At 45.2% G+C, this 25,834-nt stretch carries 21 protein-coding genes; 12 read left to right on the forward strand and 9 right to left on the reverse strand.

The features are described 5' to 3' along the window. Window positions 1–40 precede the first annotated feature (40 nt). Both metH and AOT82_RS06050 read left to right on the forward strand, forming a co-directional pair. The gene (metH, locus tag AOT82_RS06045) at window positions 41–3,844 is read left to right on the forward strand and encodes a methionine synthase (protein ID WP_071002239.1); all 3,804 of its coding nucleotides are present in this window, start codon (window positions 41–43) and stop codon (window positions 3,842–3,844) included. Between the two features lie 19 nt (window positions 3,845–3,863). After that, entirely contained in the window at window positions 3,864–5,828 is a 1,965-nt protein-coding gene (locus AOT82_RS06050; RefSeq protein ID WP_083328868.1) for an AAA family ATPase, read from the forward strand. Window positions 5,829–5,830: 2 nt separating this feature from the next. Here AOT82_RS06050 and AOT82_RS06055 read toward each other — a convergent pair whose 3' ends face one another. The 8 genes from AOT82_RS06055 to AOT82_RS06080 all read right to left on the reverse strand — a co-directional run bounded on the left by AOT82_RS06055 (window position 5,831) and on the right by AOT82_RS06080 (window position 11,826). Then, entirely contained in the window at window positions 5,831–6,331 is a 501-nt protein-coding gene (locus AOT82_RS06055; RefSeq protein WP_071002240.1) for a hypothetical protein, read from the reverse strand. A gap of 26 nt (window positions 6,332–6,357) precedes the next feature. After that, entirely contained in the window at window positions 6,358–6,504 is a 147-nt protein-coding gene (locus tag AOT82_RS13660; protein WP_083328869.1) for a DUF2256 domain-containing protein, read from the reverse strand. A 15-nt stretch (window positions 6,505–6,519) separates the two neighbouring features. Further along, window positions 6,520–7,074, reverse strand: a complete 555-nt coding sequence (locus tag AOT82_RS06060) for a hypothetical protein (RefSeq protein ID WP_071002241.1) — start codon at window positions 7,072–7,074, stop codon at window positions 6,520–6,522. Window positions 7,075–7,215: 141 nt separating this feature from the next. Beyond that, window positions 7,216–8,235 (reverse strand): PD40 domain-containing protein, encoded by a 1,020-nt coding sequence (locus AOT82_RS06065; protein WP_071002242.1) that lies wholly within the window; start codon window positions 8,233–8,235, stop codon window positions 7,216–7,218. Between the two features lie 156 nt (window positions 8,236–8,391). Beyond that, on the reverse strand, window positions 8,392–8,880 hold the full coding sequence (locus AOT82_RS06070; RefSeq protein ID WP_071002243.1) for an META domain-containing protein: 489 nt from the start codon (window positions 8,878–8,880) through the stop codon (window positions 8,392–8,394). Window positions 8,881–9,316: 436 nt separating this feature from the next. After that, entirely contained in the window at window positions 9,317–9,448 is a 132-nt protein-coding gene (locus tag AOT82_RS14255; protein WP_257785223.1) for a hypothetical protein, read from the reverse strand. Window positions 9,449–9,621: 173 nt separating this feature from the next. Next, window positions 9,622–10,722 (reverse strand): lipase secretion chaperone, encoded by a 1,101-nt coding sequence (locus AOT82_RS06075; RefSeq protein WP_071002244.1) that lies wholly within the window; start codon window positions 10,720–10,722, stop codon window positions 9,622–9,624. A gap of 27 nt (window positions 10,723–10,749) precedes the next feature. Then, window positions 10,750–11,826, reverse strand: a complete 1,077-nt coding sequence (locus tag AOT82_RS06080) for an esterase/lipase family protein (RefSeq protein WP_071002245.1) — start codon at window positions 11,824–11,826, stop codon at window positions 10,750–10,752. 299 nt (window positions 11,827–12,125) lie between these two features. Between AOT82_RS06080 and map the strand changes: the two genes are divergently transcribed. Together map and glnD are read left to right on the forward strand one after the other, a co-directional pair. Then, complete coding sequence (gene map / locus AOT82_RS06085; RefSeq protein ID WP_392397124.1) at window positions 12,126–12,917, forward strand: type I methionyl aminopeptidase; 792 nt, start codon at window positions 12,126–12,128, stop codon at window positions 12,915–12,917. Between the two features lie 241 nt (window positions 12,918–13,158). Next, the gene (glnD, locus tag AOT82_RS06090; RefSeq protein ID WP_071002247.1) at window positions 13,159–15,915 is read left to right on the forward strand and encodes a [protein-PII] uridylyltransferase; all 2,757 of its coding nucleotides are present in this window, start codon (window positions 13,159–13,161) and stop codon (window positions 15,913–15,915) included. Between the two features lie 35 nt (window positions 15,916–15,950). Here glnD and AOT82_RS06095 read toward each other — a convergent pair whose 3' ends face one another. Next, entirely contained in the window at window positions 15,951–16,622 is a 672-nt protein-coding gene (locus AOT82_RS06095) for a hypothetical protein (protein ID WP_071002248.1), read from the reverse strand. A 253-nt stretch (window positions 16,623–16,875) separates the two neighbouring features. Here AOT82_RS06095 and dapC point away from each other — a divergent pair, with 253 nt between their 5' ends. From dapC to AOT82_RS06135, 8 genes are all read left to right on the forward strand, one after another. Then, window positions 16,876–18,108 (forward strand): succinyldiaminopimelate transaminase, encoded by a 1,233-nt coding sequence (dapC, locus tag AOT82_RS06100; protein ID WP_071002249.1) that lies wholly within the window; start codon window positions 16,876–16,878, stop codon window positions 18,106–18,108. 142 nt (window positions 18,109–18,250) lie between these two features. Beyond that, on the forward strand, window positions 18,251–20,197 hold the full coding sequence (locus AOT82_RS06105; protein WP_071002250.1) for a DUF294 nucleotidyltransferase-like domain-containing protein: 1,947 nt from the start codon (window positions 18,251–18,253) through the stop codon (window positions 20,195–20,197). 34 nt (window positions 20,198–20,231) lie between these two features. After that, on the forward strand, window positions 20,232–20,837 hold the full coding sequence (locus AOT82_RS06110; protein WP_178379268.1) for a 3'-5' exonuclease: 606 nt from the start codon (window positions 20,232–20,234) through the stop codon (window positions 20,835–20,837). A 99-nt stretch (window positions 20,838–20,936) separates the two neighbouring features. Continuing rightward, window positions 20,937–22,925 carry a D-alanyl-D-alanine carboxypeptidase/D-alanyl-D-alanine endopeptidase gene (gene dacB, locus AOT82_RS06115; RefSeq protein ID WP_083328870.1) on the forward strand — a complete coding sequence of 663 codons (1,989 nt, stop codon included), beginning with the start codon at window positions 20,937–20,939 and terminating at the stop codon, window positions 22,923–22,925. Window positions 22,926–23,074: 149 nt separating this feature from the next. After that, window positions 23,075–23,560, forward strand: coding sequence for an ABZJ_00895 family protein (locus tag AOT82_RS06120; RefSeq protein ID WP_071002251.1), 486 nt, complete (start codon window positions 23,075–23,077; stop codon window positions 23,558–23,560). A 149-nt stretch (window positions 23,561–23,709) separates the two neighbouring features. After that, entirely contained in the window at window positions 23,710–24,258 is a 549-nt protein-coding gene (locus AOT82_RS06125) for a DUF421 domain-containing protein (protein WP_071002252.1), read from the forward strand. Between the two features lie 89 nt (window positions 24,259–24,347). Continuing rightward, window positions 24,348–24,836 carry a 23S rRNA (pseudouridine(1915)-N(3))-methyltransferase RlmH gene (rlmH, locus tag AOT82_RS06130; RefSeq protein ID WP_071002253.1) on the forward strand — a complete coding sequence of 163 codons (489 nt, stop codon included), beginning with the start codon at window positions 24,348–24,350 and terminating at the stop codon, window positions 24,834–24,836. 82 nt (window positions 24,837–24,918) lie between these two features. Continuing rightward, window positions 24,919–25,812: a DODA-type extradiol aromatic ring-opening family dioxygenase gene (locus tag AOT82_RS06135; protein WP_083328871.1), complete on the forward strand. Its 894-nt coding sequence runs from the start codon at window positions 24,919–24,921 to the stop codon at window positions 25,810–25,812. The last annotated feature ends 22 nt before the right edge of the window (window positions 25,813–25,834 follow it).

A 25,834-nucleotide genomic window follows, 5' to 3' on the forward strand; every position in this document is an offset into this window, starting at 1 on the left:
TCCTTCCTTTTATAATATTGACGAGATAAGCAGCGCACCTATGACTCAAACGATGACCTCACCGACCTCTTCTCAATCTGATACTACTTCTGATGCATCATCCGCTGATGACTTTATTTTGACGCCACCTGCTGTCTTTCCTTATAAGGAACAGCAGCTCACCGCGCGCGCCCGTATCACTGAGCAGATGGCTTCACGCATCTTGATGTTGGACGGTGCAATGGGTACGCAGATTCAGACCTATAAACTAGAAGAGTCAGATTATCGTGGTGAGCGTTTTGCCGATATCGACCAAGATGTGCGCGGCAATAATGATTTGCTAGTACTGACACAGCCGCAGATGATTAAAGACATTCATCACGATCATCTGTTGGCTGGTGCGGATATCATCGAGACCAACACTTTTAATGGTACGCGTCTGTCGATGGCTGACTATGACATGCAGTACTTGGTGCCTGAGCTCAATAAAACAGCAGCCAAGATTGCGCGCGAGGCGGCCGATGAATTTACCGCCAAGACGCCTGAGAAGCCGCGGTTTGTCGCCGGTGTGGTGGGGCCAACCTCACGCACGTGCTCGATATCACCTGATGTCAATGATCCTGCCTTTCGTAACATTACCTTTGATGAGTTGGTCCTAAACTACCGTGAAGCAACCTTATGCTTGATAGAAGGCGGCGTCGATCTTATTTTGATTGAGACAATCTTTGATACGCTCAATGCCAAGGCGGCGATATTTGCTATCACGGGTGTGTTTGATGATATTGGCTTTGAGCTGCCTATTATGATTTCTGGTACGATTACTGATGCGTCAGGTCGTACATTATCTGGTCAAACGGCAGAGGCGTTTTATAATTCGATCCGCCATGCCAAGCCATTGTCCGTTGGCTTTAACTGTGCGCTTGGCGCGGATGCGCTGCGTCCGCACATTCAAACGCTATCGAACATTGCTGATACCTATGTCTCTGCGCATCCTAATGCGGGGCTGCCCAATGAGTTTGGTGAATACGATGAGACCGCTGAAGAGACCGCCGCCCTACTCGAAGGCTTTGCCAAAGCAGGAATCCTAAATATCGTTGGTGGCTGCTGCGGGACGACGCCTGAGCATATCCGCCACATTGCAGATATGGTGGCGAACTATCCGCCGCGCGCCATCCCAGAGATTGCGCCTGCCTGCCGACTCTCAGGGCTTGAGCCATTTAATATCACGCCTGATAGCTTGTTCGTCAACGTCGGTGAGCGTACCAACGTCACAGGCTCCAAGAAGTTTTTGCGCCTAATTAAGACCGAAGCCTATACCGAGGCGCTCGATGTCGCGCGCGATCAAGTCGAGGGCGGTGCGCAGATCGTCGATATCAATATGGACGAAGGCATGCTCGACTCCAAGCAGGCCATGATTCACTTCGTCAACCTCGTCTCAGGCGAGCCAGATATCAGCCGTGTGCCCCTCATGATTGACTCGTCCAAATGGGACATCATCGAAGAAGGCCTCAAGCGTACGCAAGGTAAATCTGTCGTCAACTCCATCTCGCTAAAAGAAGGTCATGCTGAGTTCGTTGAGCGCGCCAAATTATGTATGCGCTACGGCGCTGCCATTATCGTCATGGCATTCGATGAAGACGGACAGGCTGACACTTACGAGCGCAAAATCGAGATATCAAAGCGTAGCTACGACGTACTGGTCAACGAAGTGGGCTTCCCTAGCGAAGACATTATCTTTGACCCCAATATCTTTGCGGTCGCCACCGGTATCACCGAGCACAATAATTACGGCGCTGACTTTATTAATGCGACGAAATGGATCACGGACAACCTGCCCAATGCGATGGTATCAGGCGGCGTCTCCAACGTCTCATTTAGCTTCCGTGGCAACCCGATTCGTGAAGCGATTAACTCAGTATTCCTTTATCATGCGATCAAAAACGGCTTGACCATGGGTATCGTCAACCCGTCGATGCTAGAAGTCTATGACGACATCCCTGTCGAGGCACGCGAGGCGATTGAGGATGTCATGCTCAATCGCAATCAAGGCGAGAGTGGACAGGATGCCACCGAACGCTTGATGACCATTGCTGAGAGCTATCAAGATGGCGGTAAGAAAAAAGACAGCACCGTCGATATGAGCTGGCGCGAGGGCACGGTAGAAGAGCGCATTGCCCATGCACTGGTCAAAGGTATCACCACCTTTATCGAAGCTGATACCAAAGAAGCATGGGAGAAATACCCCAAACCACTCGACGTTATCGAAGGGCCTTTGATGGATGGCATGAATATCGTCGGTGACTTATTTGGCTCGGGTAAAATGTTTTTGCCGCAAGTGGTCAAGTCGGCGCGCGTCATGAAACAATCGGTCGCTTGGCTCAACCCCTATATCGAAGCAGAAAAAGTCGAGGGCGAAGTCAAAGGTAAAGTTCTTATGGCAACGGTCAAGGGCGACGTCCATGATATCGGCAAAAACATCGTCGGCGTGGTCCTCGGCTGTAATGGCTACGACATCCTTGATCTGGGCGTAATGGTGCCGTGCGAGACGATTCTCGATACAGCTATCAAAGAGAAAGTCGATATCATCGGCCTATCGGGACTGATTACCCCGAGCCTCGATGAGATGGTGTATGTCGCCAAGCAAATGCAAGAGCGCGGCATGACCCTGCCACTGATGATCGGCGGTGCCACCACATCTAAAGCGCATACCGCGGTAAAAGTCGAGCCGCAATATAGTAATGATGCAGTCATCTATGTGGCGGATGCCTCGCGCTCGGTTGGCGTGGTGACTAAGCTGCTCTCCAAAGACAACCGTCAAAGTCTCATCGATGAGACCCGCGAAGAGTATATCAAAGTGCGCGAGCGTCTCGCGAAGCGTCAACCCAAAGCGGCGAAGCTGACTTATGCTGAATCAGTTGAAGGTGGTTTTCAATACGATTGGGACCACTATACCCCGCCTGTGCCGAATACATTTGGTCAGGTCATATTGGACGACTACCCTATCGATAAGCTGCTCCCTTATATTGACTGGACGCCGTTCTTTATTTCTTGGGGTCTAACGGGTAAATACCCAAAAATTTTGCAAGATGAGGTCGTTGGTGAAGCGGCGCGTGATCTGTTCGATAACGCCAAGAACCTGATGCAAAAAATGATTGATGAAAAGTTAATCATCGCTAAAGGGGTGTTTAAAATTGTTCCAGCCAAACGCACCGGCGCAGATACGATTAGCGTTTATGACAAATCGCCTACAGATGGTGGCCAACCTACGCATACCTTTGAGCATCTGCGCCAGCAGTCGGACAAAGCCAGCGGCAAGCCAAACTTTAGCTTGGCCGACTTTATCTCACCGTCGGACACGCACACTGATTATCTAGGCGGCTTTACCGTCTCCATCGTCGGCACAGAAGACCTCGCTGAGCAGTACAAAGCGGCAGGCGACGATTATAATGCCATCATGGTACAAGCGCTGTCTGATCGCCTCGCCGAAGCCTTTGCCGAGCATCTGCATGAGCTGATTCGTAAAGAATATTGGGGCTATCAGGCTGATGAGACCCTCACCAATGATGAGCTGATCAAAGAAAAATACGTCGGTATCCGCCCAGCGCCGGGCTACCCTGCCTGTCCTGAGCATACCGAAAAAGGCAAATTGTTTGATTGGCTTGGTACAGTGGACGCTATCGGCACAACGCTAACTGAAAGCTATGCAATGTGGCCGGCGTCTTCAGTCAGTGGTTTCTACTACTCGCATCCTGATAGTGAGTACTTTAACGTCGGAAAGATTGGGCGTGATCAGTTGGAGGATTATGCCAAGCGGAAAGACTGGGATATAAAGACGGCTGAGAAGTGGTTGAATCCGAATTTGTAGGAATATTTAGGTTTTAGATATGGAAGAAACTATAAAGCTTTGGTTTAAAGAAGGATATACAGATTTCAATTCAGGCAACGGTTTGAATCGAAATAGTCCCTTTGAGTTAAAACGTTTAAATATTATTGTAGGCGCAAACAATGCTGGTAAAAGTAGATTCATGCGCGAATTTATATTCAAATTAAAAGTAAATAGTGTAGATTTTAAGTATCCTCAAGCTTATAAAGATTATATCTCCATCATTAATAGCTTTATTTGCAACCACTCTTCAAAGCATCAGTTAGAAATACCTGACAACTCTTTATGTAGCTTAGAAGATATCTTAAGACAATGGCAAAATACCGGCTCTTTTCTAACAGATACAAGAAAAGCTATTGAAGCTCATATCACATATAGCACTAGCTCAATAAAATATGATACTTTAGAATATGCAATAGTTACAGGAAAGCTTTCTCATGAAGTACGTAAACTTATCGATGATATAGATCAACTGATAGAAGGTCTGAGTAATATTAAAAATACTTTAGACTCTTTAAGTTTTAAAGCTTTAAAGTTTTACTACATTGATAGCTTGAGAAGCTTACGAAAGTTGAATTCACAAATAATCTCTATTGATGCTGAATCAGAACATTACCCTTTACTTTCTAGAACACTTACTGACTATAGTTTTGAGAAAGATGAAATAATCTCAGGCGAATATTTTTTTGGCTTATTAACTGACTCACTGTTAGGTAAACCTGATGAGCGCCAAAGAATTCAAAGCTATCAAGAAAAACTGTCTCATTATTTTTTTAATAATGAAGTTATAACTATTATTCCTCATTTGAGGACTGACAGTATAGAAATTAAAATAGGTGAAGCAGAACAGTTTCCTATCTCAAAACTTGGTGATGGCTTACAACAAATTATCATCCTTACTTATAAAGCTTTCTTAACTACCGAACCTTCTTTCTTTTTTATTGAAGAACCAGAAATGCATTTGCATGCTGGCTACGTTAAGCAGTTGATGAAGTTTTTATTAAATGAAACTGACCATTACTACATGGCGACCAGTCATTCAAATTATTTACTTGATATGATTAACGAAGACAAACGTATTGCTTTGTATCGTGTAGATAAAGAACAAATAGACGACGAAGAGAACAAATACGAAACTGTAATTAAGCGCTGTGATGGTGACCGTACTATATTGCAAACACTTGGCGTATCGCCTTCTTCAGTTTTTTTAGCTAATTGTACAATTTGGATAGAAGGTATCACTGACCGTCTATATTTTGTTCAATATTTAAAGAAATATTTGGAAGAGCTAAAGACGACTGATGAAGAGAAATGGCAAGATTATTCACGTTTCATCGATGGTTATCATTATGCATTTGTAGAGTATCAAGGCTCCAATCTTGACCATTGGGATTTTAGTATTGAGTCGCCAGCAAGTGTTGATAGCAGTCAGAACAAAGGACTAAGCGCACTACTTATTACCTCAAATGCTTTAGTTGTTGCTGATTCCGACTTACAAGGAAAACCTAGGTTTAATGAACTGAAAGAACAGTTGGGCGATAATATGATTATTACTTTAGGCAAAGAAACTGAGAATACATTACCCAGAGAACTACTGATAAAACGTTTTTACCAAAAATGTCCTCAAAACGCTGTCTCTACGAAGGGGAATACTACAAAAATATCCTATAAAGACGAGCATGACAATTATTTTAATGATAGTTATCTCGAATCAGATAAAGGTGTGGGTACATATCTTGATAATGTCATAACAGAAATGCGTACAAACAATATTTTTCCTTCTCTTGAAGGAGAACAAGAGTCTTTTACTTTCTCTGATAAAGGAGCACAGGGCACAGTCAAAGGTAAAACTGATTTTTGTCATGCTATCGTTGAACTAATGCAAACAGAGGACTGGCAACTAACTGAGCCTGCTATAGAGCTATGTGAGTCAATATTCCAGCATATCAAAAGAAATAATGACTAACCTTAACTCTTTGGAACGAACAAAACGTCATATAAAGCCTCAATACTGTCGTAATGAATAAACTGTCCTTTATTGATAGTGCGGATATTAGGCCGTTCAGCTTTTATACCATCCGCATTAGCTTTAGTATGTTTTGCAATTTTAGCATTCTCTAGCCCAGTTAGTGGTTTTCCAGCCTCTGCACCAAAAAAGTAAAACGAGCGCAGCTCCAAAGTATCTTCATCAAATTCTATCCAAACGATACATCCTGAAGGTTTATTAGCTAAGCGTATATTAACGTTTTGACCTGATTTTTTAGCACCAAATTTTGAGGTTTTCAGTTGAATATGGCGAATAACACTGTTTTCTTCGAGAACAACATCGCAACCTGCGTTATCGACTTCAGGTTTCATGACCTCCAATTGACAGTCATCTTTTTGCCACGAAAGTTTAAGCATTTCACCAACAAATAAATGTTCAATAAGCTTTTCTCGGAAGCTTGAATGTTCATAATGCTTGCTCATAATTTACCTTAATACTTTGTAGTAACTCAATCCGCTTTACTCTTCCCCCGCCGACACCGCTCAGAACAATACACGACCTGCTCCCAATCCTTTTCCCACTTCTTGCGCCAGGTAAAAGGGCGTTGGCAAACCGGGCAGGTTTTTTGCGGTAAGTTTACTTTTTTATGTGCCATGATGACCCTTACCGATTACTCATAATCGTCAAATATTTTGTTCAGCCTATTTAGGCTATTGACGATCAGCTTACCAGATTGATCAGTACTACTATCAATCGCGAGCTTCTCATCCATGCGCATCGTCAGTGGTGCCAGCGCTTGCTTGAGGGCATTGGCCATCAGTGTGGTCTGCTCATGAATATCAGGCGCATCGTGCTCTACGGCTTTACTGTCATCATTTTTCATCAAGCTTTCGGCTAAGCTACGAGACAAGCCATCTGCCATATTGTGTGCCAGCTGCTCCACGGCGTCGACCAGCTGTATCATCAGCGCTTTTTGCACGTCTTGGTTTTGCTTGAGATATTCGCCTTCCGCTTTATGATCGTGCTTATATATCTGTAGCAATTGGCTCACGCTTTTCTCAAAGCCATTATCGATACTATCGCTGACGACTTTGGCATTATTGATCACGCTATCGGCGAGGATTTTTTGTGAGGCGAGCTGCGCCTCCATCTGAGTCTCTAACTGAGCCTGACGCTCTGCTTCTCGTAAGCGCGCGATTTGCTCTGGATCGTTTTTGGTTTTCAATCACTCAGTTACATAGTTTGGTATGACATGAATGACGATTGCTCGACTTGATGCCGTTATATTTCTATTTTTAGAAACGACTTATGTTTCTTTATTAATGATTATATATACATTTCATTACATAATATATAGCTGTGGCTATTAACGACCCCATATCGGTGAGCGTACGACGCCACCATTTTGGCTATTAATGGCGTAACTTGTGTTCCCTAAGAGCGAATGAATGACCAAATCGCCACCTTTTTGACGTCCTAAACTTTGACCGCCTACTTGCCCGCTGACTTTTGAAAAACGCGTTGGGTAGACCGCATAATTTCCAGAAGGAGATAGACGTGCCGGTTCATCGAGTCCAGTTTCTGCCAGACTAACTACTTGTCCAGTCGCTAGTGTCATGACAGCCGCCTTACGACCATTTAGGTAAGCCATGCGCTGACCATCTACACTGAGCTGAGGACTGGCGACATAGCCATTTGTCGGTACAGGTACGGCTTTACCAGTCGCGAAGTGATAACGATAGATACGTGGGCGCCCAGCACGGACTTTGTCACTGGTATAAACAAAGCTTTTGCCGTCAGCGGCATAGCTGGGCTGTACCTCAGTGCTCGGTAGTGTCGTTAATTGCTCAGTTTTCCCATCACTTAGGCGCATCTTATAAATATCAGCATTGCCGCCGACCGTAGAGCTATAGAGCAGATATTGACCATCAGGTGAAAATGACGCTGACATATTACTGCCTTCAGCATTGACGACCAGATTGCGCGTTTTGCTGCTTTTATCATAAATATATATTTTAGGATGCTCGCGCGGGGCTTGTTTGCTATAAGCAAGCAATTGACCATCAGCCGACCACGCTGGCGCATAGATATAGCCTGTGATCTGATCGATGAGCTGACGATCACTGCCATCAGGACGGATGCTATAGAGTGTCGATACTTTTGCGCTCCCTGACCCTTGCTCTTCCACATAAGCAATGTGTCCTTGACGATCAATGGCAGGCATAGCAGCGGTCAGTGGATTGCTATCCACTGTGCTGGTCGGCTTTTTCATTTCAGCACTAGGCAGTGTCTGACAGCCAGTGAGAGCCACCAATATAGCGATCGTCGTCGCCCCTTTTATCGTGATGTTATTCGTGGTTGGTTTTGACATAATAGTTTTAAACATAAAATAGTATCCAATAAAATCGCTAAGGTGTAACAGCAGCTTTACGCTAGTGTAGCGCAAAATTCGACAAACTTTGGACGAAAAAAAGCCCCACATATTAGTGAGACCTTATCAAATCTAACCAGAATGTCTATATCGCTTTACTCAATCACCAAGTTATTTAGAGACAGCTTTAAAGTAAGCCACTTGATTGTCATTTTTGATGGTTAAGACAGGGACATTTTTGGCATTTTTACTGAGGCTGTATTTGCCTTGTACGGTTGCTAATGCAGCTTTATCAAAACTGGCTTTCGGCTCAGGACAGGCCATCATTGTGCTGATGCCGTTTTTGATCTGCACATCACCATTGACGACACTGTAGCCCGCGCTCATATTGTTGCACGTGTTCATAAATGCCACGTAGTTTCTACCATTGTCGTTCATGAAGCTCAAAGTGAGCGGCTTGGCTGGATCAAAGAACAGCTGAGACACCTGTTCACCGTTGCTACGTTTGGCATCAACCAATTGCCAATTGTGCGCTTGTAATGCCTCTACAGTGACGGGCTGACTGACTGGCGCAGGCAAGGTAGCCGTTGTCTGGCAACCAGCGGCAAGAGCACTAACTGAAAAGGTAGCTGCCATCATCACTTTAGTCATATTTTTCATATACATTCCTTTTTTATTGAATCCAAAAACCTTGCCGAGCATAAGGTCATACTTGACACAAGACCCAACAAGCGCATTCAGAATTTTGATTTATTATGGTAATTGTCTTATTCACTGTTTCAGACAGTAGCGATATTTTGTTTGACTCACCAGTGACTGTCATTATCAATTGAGTAAGTATTTAGCGGATATTTTTTGCCTCATACATACTACTGACTACTGATATTTACTATTGACGCTATTTCCCAGTGATAATGTCACTTTTCTTGATGAGGTTTTATTTAAACCTTCTCTTGGCAGATGTCAGCTGATACAAAAACACTCCACTAAATAGTGAAGTGTGTTTATCGTGCGACTATCGCATCTGATGACTGATATCGTTTATCGAAACCTTAAGTAATACATATAGGTCTCAGTACACGTATTAGCAACTGCTTTAGATCACATCTGTACCAGTAATATTTGGCTCTTCAGTCGCAGGCGCTGTCATACTTGACATCGACTGGCAACCGACGAGTACCGTTACCATGACAATACCAGTCATCAATGCTTTGGTTAAGTTTTTCATATAAGCTCCTAGAATCGTTTTAATAGACTGTTGGTTCAATTGAAAGATTACTGTCATTTTACTAAGGCTATAAATATCAGGCCGTACTTCTCCCAATGATCATAGCTTATTCACACTTTTAGCATACCCATCTCTCATATTGCTGTAAGTTAATTAATGTTAAGGAAATATGCTTACTGGGTTTTGGTTTCCTGCAACGCTGCATAACCGGATAAACGCTTGCGCTCAGCAGCATCAAACAACTGCTGCTCAAGTTGGTCTATCTGAATTTGCGCCTCTGCTGGATTGGCACTTTGACTCAATAGCTGCCCCTTTTGTGCTTCATACTGAGTAAAGCGCTGATCAAAATTGGCATCTTCTTGATCGACTTGGGCTAGCCTCGCCGCTGCGGCCTCGCCAACAAGTTCACGACGCATGTTATACAAGGCTTCAGGTGACGCTCCTTGCGCTTTCATCTGTTCAGTACGAGCCATAAGCTCATTAAGATTGGCTTGCTGCATGATATTGGTTTTGATCGCACCATCTGGTAGACGGCTCACATAATCTTGTCTGGCAGCCTGTTTCTGTGCCTCACTCATTTGCTCATTTTGATTGATTCTGACCATCTCCATACTATAGTCATCATAACTATCGCTAGCACCAAAGAAGGCTTCGATGGTGGTTTTGTCAAAATACTGCTGACGTAAACTCGCCACATCCTGCTTTTGCTGAGCAATGGCATTCAAATCTAGCTCACCATTTTTGGTCGCTTGCAGTTGCAGATTGCCATAACGCTTTTCTATCTCAGGAAGCGCTTTGAGATACGCCACATATTTGCCAAAGATAGCGACCGCTTGGCTGGCAGCTGGCTCTGGCGTGTGGTGACGGATATAACTCTCGACACGCGCAAAAATAACGGCTTCGTCCTCCTCTCCTATTGCTGATAAAAAATAATCGAATAAACGCCGCAGACCTTCAGTGACGACCAACTGCTTGTTTTCATCGATGATGATTTCGCCGTCCACTTGCGTGCCCTTTAATGAGGCTGGCAAACGCTCCAATCCAGTGACAAATAAAGCATCGCTTTGAGCAAATGGTGCCTCAGCTTGAGTATTGCTTTGCGCCGTGGACAGTGTACTCTCAGACTTATCAGTGGGTGAAGCAGATAGCGACTGCTGAGTCGCCATCGGTTTATTATCTGGTTTAAACCACACAATCACCGCCGCCGCGATGACTATGATGACCACAGCGATGATAGCGATTGGTAAATAGGCTGGACGACGATTATTCGACATAGATGAGAGTTCTTTTTACAAGTCAGCTTAAAGGTTGGCGTTTTTTAGGCGATTGACCTGAGTACGATAGATAGATTTTGGCTCAGACTCGCCCCATGCGGTCAAACCTAATACCTGATCGGCTGAATCTAGATGGTTCATGATGTAGTTGTCACGAATCACATACCCAAGTCGGCTTGAGCAGACAGAGACCAGACCATCATTGGCATCAGATAAAAACGGTACGCCTGTTACTGCAAGCAGATAATCACTAGGGTCAAGGACGCTTGTGACTTGCCCAACGCCACTAAATGAATAATATTTGATACCGTTTGCAGAGGTACTGGTTGGCTGACCACAGTAACTTGTTGGCATTGCTGCGGGGAATTTGGCATTGAATTTGGCCGCACCATCGGTTGATAGCGCCATGAGTGCTTGCCAGCCATCTTGCGCTTGTATCTCTTTAAAACTGATGCCTGATCCCACATCTGTAAAGCCGCCAATCAAATTAAACACCCCTGATACTAGCTGTGTCGTAACGTTTGATGGCTCACCTGTGTCATTGTTTGGTTCAAGGACGTTTTTGACAAAATCGGCTGTTTTTGAGCCTTGCTCTGGGCTTGATACGGCGGTGACCGAGGCGACGTATTTTGGCGCAACGCCAGCGACATAGCGGATGTCTATACCGCCTTGACTGTGCCCAAACAAATTGACTTTTGGATCGCCTGAAATGGCAGTGATGGTTTTGACTTGCTGTAATAGCTGCTCGCCGCGGACTTCACTATTATTCACCGCTGATGTTTTGGTGGTGTACACCTCTGATCCACCTTTCATCAGCTCACTAGGAATCCCGTTGAAATAATCAATGACGCCAAATAATTTGGTAAAGCCGAAAAGTCCATGCGCCATGACCACTGGATACTGAGTTTTGGTATAATTAGAGGTAAAATACTTGCTGTCGACTAGCGTACAGCCATTGGCGTTGGCACAATTATAGTATTGGCCTGCCGCTTGCGCTGAGGTGGTTTGCATTGTCATTAACAGTACACCAGTACTGATAGAACCCAGTATTGGTAAAAATGCTCTTGGCGTGAGCGCGGCGCGAATAGATGAGGAAAGCGTCATAACAACATCCTTGTTATCATTAATTGTGATTATCTTTACCTCATAGTATCGGCAAAGATGGCAGCTAATCCCTTTAGCATGCAAAATTACATTACTTATATATTCTGCAAGATTCAACTAAATTTTCAAAATATGAATATATTATCGTGACTAAAGAGTCACAACCGTCTCTACCACGCGGTAAAGCAATTATTATCAATAATAATGATAGGTTCACTATCACTTAACATGAAACTGCCATTCATCCATTTATGGTATAATCTATCCACATTAAACTCATAATTATAAGACAGATGATGATGACTAAAAAATCCCTTATCCAGTCCCCAGAGGCCATAGAAAAAATGCGTGTGGCCGGCAAACTTGCCAGCGACGTCCTTGTCATGCTCGACGAACATGTCAAAGTTGGCGTCAGTACCGAAGCCCTCAACCAAATCGCTCATGACTATATCGTCAATGTGCAAAAAGCCATTCCTGCGCCGCTGAACTACAATGGCTTTCCTAAGTCTATTTGTACATCCGTCAACCACGTGGTCTGTCACGGCATCCCAACCGAAAGCAAGCTACTCAAAGATGGTGATATCATCAATATTGATGTGACCGTGATCAAAGACGGCTACTACGGCGACACCTCAAAAATGTGGATCGTTGGTAACGGCTCTATCATGGCGCAGCGTATCTGCAAAGTCGCACAAGACGCGCTTTATGCGGGTATGAGCGTGGTCAAAAACGGCGCGCGTCTCGGCGATGTCGGTGCAGCGATTCAAGCAGTGGTCGAGCCTGAGCGCTTTAGTATCGTTCGTGAGTTTTGTGGTCATGGCATCAGTGATGAATTCCACCACGAGCCACAAGTCATGCACTACGGCAAAAAAGGCACAGGCTTTGAGCTAAAAACGGGCATGACCTTTACCATTGAGCCGATGATTAACCAAGGCACGTGGCAGACTAAGATTTTGCCAGATGAGTGGACAGCGATTACCAAAGACCGCAAACTGTCCGCTCAGTGGGAGCATACGATGGTCGTAACCGACAATGGCTGTGAAGTATTTACCACGCGCCCTGAAGAAGATTTGAGTTTTTTGACACAGTAAGACCATAAAAGATCGCCTAGGCGGTCTTTTTTTTGGCCGATGGTTAGCGTGTATCGAGTTAGGACAGATTGAGTATTGTGCTTACTGGCTTTTTGTCTTTATACTCGATGATGTAATCCCTTATTGTGGTGCCTTTATTCATGCATGCTATTTGAGACTTTTATCAGCATTCAGTATGCTGTTGGTGCGCCGCTTTTTAGCCCAAACGTTTTATTTTTAAACTCTTAACTGGATAACGCTCATGTTTACTTGTGATGTCGCTTCTATTGATCTAACGCCCCTACCGCTACTATCAAATGATACGGCGACAGATAACTCGCTGTTGTCAGAGCAAAATACGACAGATAAAGCGCTGCTTGGCATTCCTGAATGGCTGGCACAAATCAATGAGGATATCAGCCGTGCCCTTGAGCGTGGTGCCAATATCCGTCAATTGGTCGAAGCACGTGCCTGCGCGATTGATAGCTTACTCATTGCGCTATTCAAATGGTTTGAGCTAGATAAGACGGATTTGGCATTGTTTGCAACGGGTGGCTATGGACGCGGTGAGCTGTCGCTTTATTCAGATATTGATATCCTGCTGTTATCTCCTGACGAAATTGGCGCTGATGCCAGTAGTAAGATTGATAAATTGGTCGCATTGCTGTGGGATATCGGGTTGGAGCCTGCGCTGTCTGTACGTAGCGTCAACGATGCGTTAGAAGCTGCACTTGACCATACGATAGCCAGTGCCCAGCTCGAAGCTCGATTGTTAATCGGCAATGAAGCACTGCGAGATATGCCCATCCAAATCGTTAACAAGCAGTGGTCTCCTCGTGCCTTTTTTGATGTAAAAATGGAAGAGTCCAAGGCCCGTTATCTACAACATAATGCAACTGAGTATAATCTTGAACCCAATATCAAAACGGCCCCAGGTGGTTTGCGTGACATTCATATCATCGGCTGGGTGACCAAACGCTATTTTCGTGTGGGCAAGCTCTATGACTTGGTACAACAAAACTTTTTGACCGAAAAAGAGTTTGATGAGTTAAGCTTTGCAGAAGGCTATCTATGGCAGATACGGCATTATCTGCATGTGCTGACCGGACGTAACGAAAACAAGCTGTTGTTTGATTATCAGCGTGAGATTGCTCAATTAATGGGTTACGAGACCCAGCCAGATGACCAGCCCAATGCGGCCGTTGAACGCTTTATGCGTGATTACTATCGCTGTGCCATGCAAATATCAACGCTGTCTGAGATGCTGACCAACCACTATTATGAGACCATCATAGAGCCCAGCCTGCCTGATGATGAGCGCCCCAAAAAACAGCCGATCAATGCAAGATTCAACCGTGTTGGTGATCATATTGCTATAGCGCACCATCGGGTTTTTGCTCAGCATCCTGAATCTATTTTAGAGATGTTCTTATTAATGGGTCAGCACGGTATCGACAAGGTTCGCACCCATACCTTGCGGGCGCTAAAAATTGCAGCACGCGGCATTGACCAGACCTATAGAGACAACCCTGTTCACAAAGCTTTATTTTTATCTAATCTAAAAGAGCAAAACTATCTGTTCCATCGTTTGCGCACCATGAATCGCTATGGGGTATTGGGCAACTATATTCCTGCTTTTGCGCAAGTCACGGGTCTGATGCAATATGATTTGTTCCATCGCTATACGGTGGACGCGCATACGTTATTTTTGATTCGAATTTTGCACCGCTTTACCGATCCTATGTTTTCTGAAGAGTTTCCACTGGTCAGCACTATTTTTCAGCGCATCGAACGCAAAGAAATTTTGGTACTGGCCGCGATGTTCCATGATATCGCCAAAGGTCGTGGCGGCGACCATAGCGAGCTTGGTCAGACAGAGTCCATTGAGTTTTGTCTGTCACATGGCATGAGCTTAGCCGACGCCAATTTGGTTGGCTGGCTGACTCGCTACCATCTATTAATGTCGATTACCGCACAGAAAAAAGACATCTCAGACCCTGAGGTGGTGACTGTCTTTGCAGACCTTATCGGTAATGTGACGCACTTGAATCATCTGTACGTACTCACCGTTGCTGATATGAATGCAACCAACCCACAGCTATGGAACAGCTGGCGGGCAACGCTGATGAAACAACTCTACTCGCAGACACGGCGCATTTTGCGCGCCGATATTGATGCGCCGACCAATCGCCAAGATATGATCAGCGCCACTCGTGCGCAGGCGCTCGCGATGCTAGACAATGTCAATAATCAGCACATGAATCGCGAGGAAGTATTGCGACTATGGGACGATTTGGGCGATGAGTACTTTTTACGAGAGATTGCAGAAGACATCTTGTGGCACACCGAAGCCATCTTAAACCATCCACCGATTGGGCTTGCTTCTAATGCGGATAGTCCGCCACTGGTGGTTTTGCGTGAGCATCGCGAGCTGGCACTGGATGCCGTACAGGTATTTGTCTATACCCAAGATCAGATGAATCTGTTTGCCGTTACGATGGCGGTGTTCGATCAGATGAATCTTGATGTATTAGATGCCCGTATTATTACTGCTACCCGCGACTTTGCCTTGGATTCTTATGTGCTGCTAGATCCTAGTGGTACGCTGTTGGTCGATGAAGACAGTCAACAAGAACTTAAACAGCGCCTGATTGATGCCTTTAAAGATCCAACAGTACTAAAGCTCACCAACAAACGTATGCCACGTCAGCTCAGGCATTTTGAAGTGGCTACGGTGATTAACTTTGAGTTTAATGAGGCATCTGACCAGCATATCATGAGCTTAGAGACATTGGATCAGCCAGGACTCTTGGCTCGGGTTGGACAGATATTTTTGCAGGAGCAAATTGAGGTTCATGCGGCTCGTATTACGACCTTAGGCGAGCGCGCAGAAGATATGTTTTATATCAGTGACCAAAATGATAAGCCCTTATCTGCTGAACGACTTGATGCGTTAAAATCAGCACTGCTCGCCAGCCTAGCGACCAAAAGAGAAAACAACGTGGTTTATAGCTATTAATTGAATGACAACATCTTTGATGACAAGAGCGCGCTTTACAGCGTGCTCTTGTATATTATATTGTCAGCATGTTCTATCAGCTCTACATCAGCAAGCTCTGGTGGTAAAACACCTACTTCAAGTAGCTGCTGCTCCATGATTAATCGTCCAGCCTTGATTTCTTTTTGTAATAAGCAATGCAAGCTTGATAAATGAAACTCGCCATTAAGATAGTCACCCAGCTGCCTCAAGGAAATGGGCGACTTGGCATGCACGTCAGGATACAGACTATCCTCTGCCAAAATAATCATTTCATTGAACGTCTCTTCACGCATCAGTTCATCATTGTCTATCTCATCCTGCAACTTATTCGCCAGACGGCCTTTCGCTGCAAGAATACCAACAAAAAATATAGTCTGTAAGATAAATAAAGCAATGTATTGCCACAAAGATAACGATAGATTCAACATATTATTTAGCAGCATCAGCGCCATGGCGACAACCACGTAACCAACCAACTGCCATAGTAACCACATGATTAAGCTATTTTCGCCATACCAAAAGATTTTCTTCTCTTGATGCTCAATCAATTGCTGCCTCGCCTGCCACCAGCACGCTTCACGTTCTTTTAGCAGCGCATATACGTTAATAGGATGCGCACCTGCATCAGGAGTGTCATTATTGATATTTTTAGCGATGAAGTTATTATGATTTAGTACACTAGGCATATCAAACTGTCCTTAAAATGATCTGTCTCTGGCACTGACAGTCATCTTTTATATTGTTATAAGTTATCAGACGCGAAGCGTTCAATGCGCTTTTTAAGTACGACTGAATGGGCTATGATAAGGTCAGCCGTTCAAGCACAATAAATTCGCATTCACGTTATGAGAAGAAAAAGGCAAAAGAGGTATTACACTGCTCTAATGTAAATTTTCTTTATAACTTTATTATTAATTGTCTATTATAGTTATCACACTTATGAATCACAACTTAAAGCATCTACATCCTTATCCCTTTGCCAAGATGGCAACCTTACTCGCTGACAGTATACCTGCCGACGGTTACAGCGAAATCAAGCTGGGTATTGGTGAGCCAAAACATGAGCCACCAGCATTTGTACTGGACGTACTACGCGAAAACTTGGACAAAATAAGTCGTTATCCGACCACCAATGGTATGTTTGAGTTACGTCAGACGATTGCGCACTGGTTAGAGAAGCGTTTTTTTCTTAGCCATGTCGATGCCAACACCCAAGTTTTGCCAGTAATGGGTACTCGCGAGGCCATTTTTAGCTTTGTACAAGCCGTCATAAATCATGATACCGCTGATAACGAAAGCACGTCCTCTTCAGCCTCTAATGCGTCGTCTTTGGTTGTTATGCCCAATCCGTTCTATCAGATATATGAAGGTGCAGCAATATTGGCACAAGCGACGCCCCATTTTGTTCCCTGTACGTTAGACAATGACTTTAAGGGGGATTATCGCGCGGTGCCAAAAGACGTTTGGGCACGCACGCAGCTTGTATTTGTCTGTAGTCCGAATAACCCAACGGGTTCGGTTATGACTATGGAGGATTGGGAATATCTCATTCGTTTATCAGACCAATACGGTTTTGTTATTGCCAGCGACGAGTGCTATAGCGAGCTGTATTTTGATACTGCTCCGATTGGCTTACTGCAAGCTTGCGCGAATCTGGGTCGCCGTAATTTCAAAAACTGTATCGTATTCCATTCGTTATCCAAACGCTCGAACCTACCTGGTTTACGCTCTGGGTTTGTGGCGGGCGATGCCAAGATTTTGCAGTCTTATTTGCAATATCGTACTTACCAAGGCTGTGCGATGCCGATACCGCATCAGCTTGCCTCTATCGCTGCGTGGCAAGATGAAAAGCATGTCGCACACAATCGCGCCCTTTATCAAGAAAAGTTCGCGCTATGGATGTCAGAGCTTGGCGAGTTGCTAGATTTGCGCATGCCAGAAGCTGGATTTTATTTTTGGATAAAAGTACCTGAACCGTTCGATGGCGATGATGAAGTATTTGTCAAAGCATTATACGAGCAGGCCAATATCCACGCATTGGCAGGACGCTACTTGTCACGCGAGGTTGATGGGAATAATCCTGGAAAAGGCTATGTCCGTGTTGCTTTGGTCGCGAGTGTCGAGGAGAGCCGCGAAGCAATCAGTCGTATTCGAAAGTTGCTGGCGGCATAAACAGCCACTCAAAAAGCTTTTATCTTGAGCTAATAAAGCAGCCTCTAATAACCACAATATAAATAGGGTTATTAGAGGCTTTTTGCATGAATAGTGCTATAGTAAAGTCTCTACTGCAAAATATACCATCAAGGATGATGCCATGCCCCATCTTGACTTTACCCAGCCGCCCTTTGACGTACTGAGTCTAGCTGAACGTCAAAGCATCAGAAAAAACACGAAGATCCGCTATCTTGCTAGAGATGAGATCCTACCCGCAGCAGACTTGCAGTATCTATATGTGGTCATCAAAGGACAAATTGAGCAATCACTGGGTGGTGAATTTGTCGCCTCTTATTTGGGCAGCAACCATTCTGATGAGCCAAACAATAATGACTGGTTTGATAGTCGCCGCTTACCTGAGTCACTCATAAAAAATGGTGTGCCAGAAAGTAAAAACACGCCTATACAGCCGTACCAGTTTCGGGCCAGTGAGGAGACATTGCTGCTACAAGTCGATGGTGCCACTGTCGATAAAATCAGCGCGCAAAATCATCTGGTACGCCAAATGCTATCAGACAAGCTACCCGAAAGACTAAAGGCATTGCGACAGCGCCGTAGCAACAAAGCCCTAAACCCTGCTGGCTATACCCATCAACAAGAAGTGCAGCAAATCATGCTGCAACCTGTCATCGACGTCCATTTATTGCCAGTACATATTGTCGATGCCAATAACAGCTTGTACGAAGCTGCGCGTATCATGACCGAGGCTGGGCTAAAACACGTACTGGTACGACCGCTGAACTATGTAGAAAATATACGAGACACTGAGCAGCCAAAACTGCTGTTAGGCATTCTCACCGATACGGATATTTGTCGCGCTGTGAGTGACAGACAAGATCCCGCTATTACGCTTTGCCAGCGCTATACCAATTTTAACCTGCGTACGATCAAGGCCACTGACGAGATTGGCGATGCGTTGCTCACTATGACTCGCTATCGCATTCACAGGCTGCCAGTCATTGATAGCAGTGGTGATGTCGTCGGCGTGCTTGGACAAAACGATATGCTCGCCCACATTGGTCATCACTCACAGCTCATTAGTATTCAAATCGAGCAAGCAACCGATCTATCAAGCCTAGATACCGCAGTCGAGCTTATCGGTCGCTATATTCGTGCGCAGCATCAAAACGGTGTCAAAATCGGTAATATCAGCCGCATGGTACAGACGTTGAATGCGCAAGTATTTACCAAGCTCTGGCAGCTGATCATACCTGATGAAGTGATAAGCAATACTTGTCTCATCGTCATGGGCTCAGAAGGTCGCGGCGAGCAAATCATGCGTACCGATCAAGATAACGCACTAATCATTCGTGATGGCTATACGCATCCGGATTTGGCACAGTTTGCCGATACCTTTAATACTCGTTTGGCGATGCTTGGCTATCCGCTGTGTGATGGCAATATTATGATGACCAATCCTATGTGGCGACAACCGCTCAAGCAGTTTACCGCGCAGATTGGCTCATGGTTTAAAAACACTGACCCCATGCATGGCATCTACTTGTCCGCCATAATGGATGGTGAATACGTCTGCGGTGATGAAACCCTACTTACACAGGTACGTCAGCATTTAAGAATGGCTCACAGACAAGCCGATCCAATGTTTGTCCGGCAATTTGCCCGTGCAGCATTGCAGTTTGGCGATGTCAATCAGTGGTGGCAAAAGTTTGTGCCTTTGATAGGGGGTAAATCTATATCAGCAGATATCGATCTAAAAAAAGCAGGCATCTTCCCATTGGTTCATGGTATTCGTACGTTGGCATTAGAAAATGATGTGCTCGATGTGCCTAGCAGTAAAGATCGCCTAAAGGCATTGGTGCAGTCTCATGCCCTGACCCAAGAGCGCGCCGATACATTATTGGAGGCGCTAGAGTTTTTTATGGCGCAGCGTTTATCAGTCGCACTGTCAACCGATGACAAACAGGCAAGGCAAGTCGATCCAACGACACTAACCGCACTAGAACGCGACCTGCTCAAAGAATGTCTGGCCGTGGTAAAAAGTTTTAAAAATCAGCTGCGTCAACACTATCAGTTAGAAATAGCATAAATATAGCAATAGAATAAATAAATGGATGATCAACATGAGCTGGTTACAGCAGTTATCTTGCGCTTGGCAAAAGACGCAGCTACAGCGTCCGGAGCTGGCATCAATGTTCACCACACCGTCGGCTGAGCAGTGGGTAGCGATTGACTGTGAAATGACTGGCCTGAACCCCAAAAAGCACCATTTATTATCCGTGGCAGCGATACATATCAATGGCAATACGATCGATACGGGTAATGGCATGCACTTAGTTTGCAGACCGCCTGTAATGCCAGATCGGGATACAATTGTCATTCATGGTCTGCGTACTGCTGATGTCGAGCATGGCATGAGTTATGACGAGATGCTGGCTCTCTTGTTACCTTTTATTGATAACCGACCCATCGTCGGGTTCTGCACACAGCTCGACATGGTATTTTTAAACCCTTTGGTCAAACGCTATATGGGAACGACCCTGCCCAACAAAGTCATCGATGTGCGTCAATTATACAGTCGACGTATGGGCGACCGTACGCAAGGTATTCCCAATCAAACGCAGCATTTGACTAATATTCTGGCGCATTATGGTATTCCTGAGCTTGGCGCGCATGACGCTTATAACGATGCAATAATGACGGCGATGGCATTTTTGCATGTACGCTAGCCTTTATTATTGACGATAAAATTGAGCTTCTGAGAGCATATGCGAAAACAGCAACTCATGTTACCATAAGCAGTTTTTGCCACCTGATGAAAGATGCTCATGCGATACCGTTCAAAGCGCGACCATCAGTCGCCCATTACTGCCAAAACTGCCGCAATCTGTAGCCGTGTATTACCCTTTCACTTATCTAATAAACGTCTGGCTACCCTCACGCTATTCGCCACGATGATCATAGCGCCTGCTTATGCACAGGCGGCTCTACCAGCCCCCATTGAAGCATCATTGTCACGTGCCAATCTGACAGCGTCTGATATCAGTCTTATCGTAACGCCTGTGGGTAACAAAAATGCCAGTCGACTGCCCGCGTCTGTGCAAGTGATTGATAGCCGTGATACAGATCGCCAATCGACGCGACCCTCTGACTATAACGCTGTGACTGCTAATGAAAACAATAGCAGCCAAAATGTGACAAAGACAGATAACCTAGCGACCAACATCACCACTCATACTGACTCACAAAGCGCGCTAATCACTATTGAACAGCGTACGATTGAACAGCATGAGCGAAAAATACATACGTATACTAATGATCCTTATACGTATCAGAGTGTAGAGAGCATACCGACGGTTGTACCTGATGAGAACCCCTCCCTTACTAATGATGACAATAGCGCAGTGAGCACGGATAATGCCTCGGTAAAAATCTCCTTTTCACCACTATTGAATCATCAGCCTGATGTACCGCGCACGCCTGCCAGTACCATGAAGTTGGTACCCACTTTTATCGCGCTTGATACATTGGGGGCAGGTTTTGTATGGCACACGCGGGTTTATCATACGGGTATACAAGTCGGTGATACCTTGATGGGCGACTTGATCATTCAAGGCAGCGGCGACCCTAAGATGACTCATGAGCGATTAAAGCAGCTCCTTTATCAAGTGCAAGCGGCGGGTATTCGCCATATCAATGGCGATATCATCGTTGATAGCAGCATTTTTGAGTCGGTGAGCAAAGATCCTGCCGCCTTTGACAATGCGCCACTGCGTCCTTACAACGCCAGTCCAGATGGGTTTTTGGTGAACTTTAGCACCGTCGGTATCAAGACTCACCCTTTGGACAACGACCACGCAAGCTTGACTTATAAGCCGCGACTGGCTAACTATCAACTCCCTAATAAGATCCGCACACGCGACGCGGCTTGCGGACAGGTAAGCTACAGCCTATCGCCGCAGTGGCAAGCGGAGCGGCTAGCACTCAATGCTAGCCTGCCAAAAAGCTGCGGTGAGCATGTGTTTTATGTGGCGTATCCTGATGCCAAAACGTTTGCCGCACACGTCATTGCTGCAAAATGGCAAGCACTAGGCAATACACTGAGCGGACAAGTGATCTCACAAGAAACCCCTTACGATGCCAAAAATACTTCAAAATTAGTACATGGTCTCACGGCTATTACCATGTCGCCTTTGCCTATGGTCAGCTATCCTTCATTGGACTTAACGCAGCAAATTTATGACATCAATCATTTTTCAAACAATGTCATGACAGAGCAAGTTGCCTTATCCATCGGCGCTTATGACACAACTGAGCGCGCCAATATGCCTGCTAAAAACAGCACGCAAAAGGCCGCCAGCTTGTACCAGTATCAGCCGATGCATACTGACTATCTTGCAGCGCTAACACACATCAGCCAATGGTGGCAAACCAACCTAAGCACACCGCCACCTTATTTGACCAATGGCTCGGGACTCTGCCGCGACTGCACCATCACCGCTGCCAATCTAAGCGAGCTGTTGACTTACGCTTATAATCACCCAAGCTTTGATGCGTATGTAGACTCGTTAGGTATCGCTGGAGTCAGTGGCACCATTGCCGCTCATAGTGAGCGACTACCTGACTCAGCAGCGATTGGCCGAGCGTGGATAAAAACAGGCACACTAAATAACGTCACCTCAATGGCAGGCTATGTCAAAGGATTATCAGGTCAAGACTATGTCGTTGTGGGTATGATTAATACAGATCAAGCGCTCAATCCTTATACGGCAAGACCTGTATTAGATGCAGTACTTGACTGGACCGCTCAGCGCTAATGGTTTTGCTAAAGCGATGCTTAGTAAGCAGTAGTAAAGCAGCAGATATTTTGACGCAAGTGGTATGATTATTTGCACAGCAATTATGACTGCTATGTTTATGAATACATTTTTAAAACTTTTATTTTTACCTTTATAAAGGCAAGCTTATGTCACGCCAGACAACCAATCTCAGTAAGCCTCGCACGCTTGCGTCAAGTCAGCCTAAACTGGCGCAATATATTGGGTTTTTCGCCATTGGTTACATCCTTGCCAGCGCCATATTTATGATGATTCAGACCAAGATTGCGCTTAATTCGCAACTGGTCATGGTCGTCTCTATCATCGTCGGTGCTTATATTGCGGTCAGCAAATTCATCAAGCATCAGCAGCGTGCTTTGGCTAAACATGAAATCAACCGGCTCATGTTTGGCGGTGTAGCGGTGGTTTGGTTATTGACGGTCCTTTATTTTTTGGCCATATGGTTTTGGTTATTTGATGGGGTTAGCCGTGAGGTATTACTCGAGATGGCTATGGCGCGGCCTTTGCCCTTGCTTTCTTCATTGGTGCTGATGCTGGTATTCACCTTGGTCAGTACGCGTATCAGCCTATGGGCCATCAACCATTTCTTGAACCCTGCTCCCAAAACAGTATGAACACAGCCAACTATCTACAACGAGCATAACCGACCACCTACAAGGTAATACAAAGTTTTCTCCTAATCATAGGTAAAATCCGTTAGGCTAACTTTGAGCAGTCAAATTTTAGCGATTATTTGTTTTACTTTATAATAGGAGCAGACATCATGGAAATGGTTTTTTTTGACAACATAGATAAGCTCGGTCGCATTGTTTTAACGACTGTTATGGTCTACGTGTTGATTGTGTTGGTGACCAAAGCCTCTGGTAAACGCTCGACGTCACAGCTCAATAACTTTGACTGGATCGTGACCGTCATGATTGGCTCATTGGGTGCCAGTACCATTTTGCTCAAAAACATCCCTTTCATCGAAGGGGCTTCGTCGATATTGGTACTCTATCTCTTACAGTTTTTGATAACCAAATACGCCTCTATCTCACCGCAATTTAGCAGTGTTATTCTGTCTGATCCACGTATTGTCTTTTATCAAGGGCAGTTTTTGCCAGAAGCGATGCGTGCCGAGCGCCTGACTCGTCAAGAAATCGAATGTGCGATGCGCGCTGAAGGGGTCAATAATTTTGATGATATCGAAGCCATTGTCTTCGAGTCTGATGCCAAACTCAGCGTGATTCCAAAACAACGCCAAGCCGATACGAGTGATGATGAGCAGGATGTAGATCACAGCGTGTCAGAGACCATTACCCCTTTGATGTAGTGATTAGATACTTGAGCACTGATGGCTATCAATACCCAGATTCAGTGCTCGAATGTAAAAATTTTTCAATTTAAAAAATGGTACGTACTATGAAGGTAAGAATTTTGAGCGTTGGCAATAAGATGCCTAGCTGGGTGCAAACAGGTTTTGATGAGTATTTTAAGCGTATTCAGCCCATGCTGAGCACAGAGATTATAGAGATTGCCGCTGCAAAACGGGCAAAAAACCCATCAGATGCCAATCTAGCACAGTACCGTGAGCAAGAAGGCCAAGCGATATTGGCCGCTCATAATACCGCGAGCCGTGAGCAATTATGGGTACTAGACGTCAAAGGTAAGATGATTTCAACGGAAGGATTGGCTGATAAACTCGCTGATGGCATGCAGCAAGGTGATGATATTGCGTTGGTCATCGGCGGTGCAGATGGCGTATCACCAGCAGTGTTAGCAAAAGCCGACGCAAAGTTATCATTATCAGCACTGACATTGCCGCATCCGCTGGTACGCGTTGTACTAATGGAGCAGCTATACCGCGCGATGAGTATCAACAATAACCACCCTTATCATCGCGGTAATTAACCAAACCCCAAGCTTTTTTTTGATTTAAAACGTCAATCCCAAAATAGATTGAAAAACTGGCGTACGCCCTAATAAATGGAACATGACATATCCAAAACGCGCGACATCCAAAGCCTCTCAGACTACGCATCAGCGTGACCATCATCACGACACTGTACAGACACCTATTACCTCTGCTGCGGCATGGGAAAGTGCGTCTGCTATAATGCCTAATGCATCCAAACTACCTGCGTTGTTTATCTCGCACGGGGCACCCACGCTTGCGATTGAGCAATCTGCCACGACCAGTGCATTGGCACGTATCGGGCAAAACTTACCTAAGCCACGTGCTATCGTCATTATGTCGGCGCATTGGCAATCAGCAAAGCTTGAGATTAGCAGTAACCCGCAGCCAAAAACGTGGCATGATTTTTCGGGTTTTGCGCCTGAGCTTTACGATCTTCAGTATCCTGCATCAGGTCAACCAGCGCTGGCTGAGACACTTGCTCAGCAGCTCACCGCACGCGGTATCACATGTAGCGTCAATCCTGTACGTGTCTGTGATCATGGCGTTTGGGCACCGCTCAGACACCTGTACCCAGAGGCAGATGTGCCTATCGTTCAAGTGTCACTGCCGCAGCATTACGATAGCATTGCTTGCTATCAATTGGGCGCGCAGCTCGCGCATCTACGTGATGAGAAAATTCTTGTTATTGGCTCAGGCAATATCACCCACAACTTGCAAGCGCTACGCTGGGATGCCGATAGCATTGACCAAGCTGCCAAATCCTTTAAACAGTGGTTGCTCCAGCAGCTTAAGATAGACATACCCACTGCCCTCGACTGGCAACAATATCCAGAGTACAAAGACATTCATCCAAGTGACGAGCATTTGCTGCCATTGTTTTTTGCGTTAGGTGCCGGTCAGCGCGTCTCGGTTGTTCACCAGAGTATGGCCCATCATAGTTTGGGTATGGATATTTACCGCTTTGATTAGCTTCTATTTACTATTTCCTACT

Origin of the sequence: Psychrobacter sp. AntiMn-1 (assembly GCF_001854065.1) — a bacterium.
In the GTDB taxonomy this organism is placed as follows: Bacteria; Pseudomonadota; Gammaproteobacteria; order Pseudomonadales; family Moraxellaceae; genus Psychrobacter; species Psychrobacter pacificensis.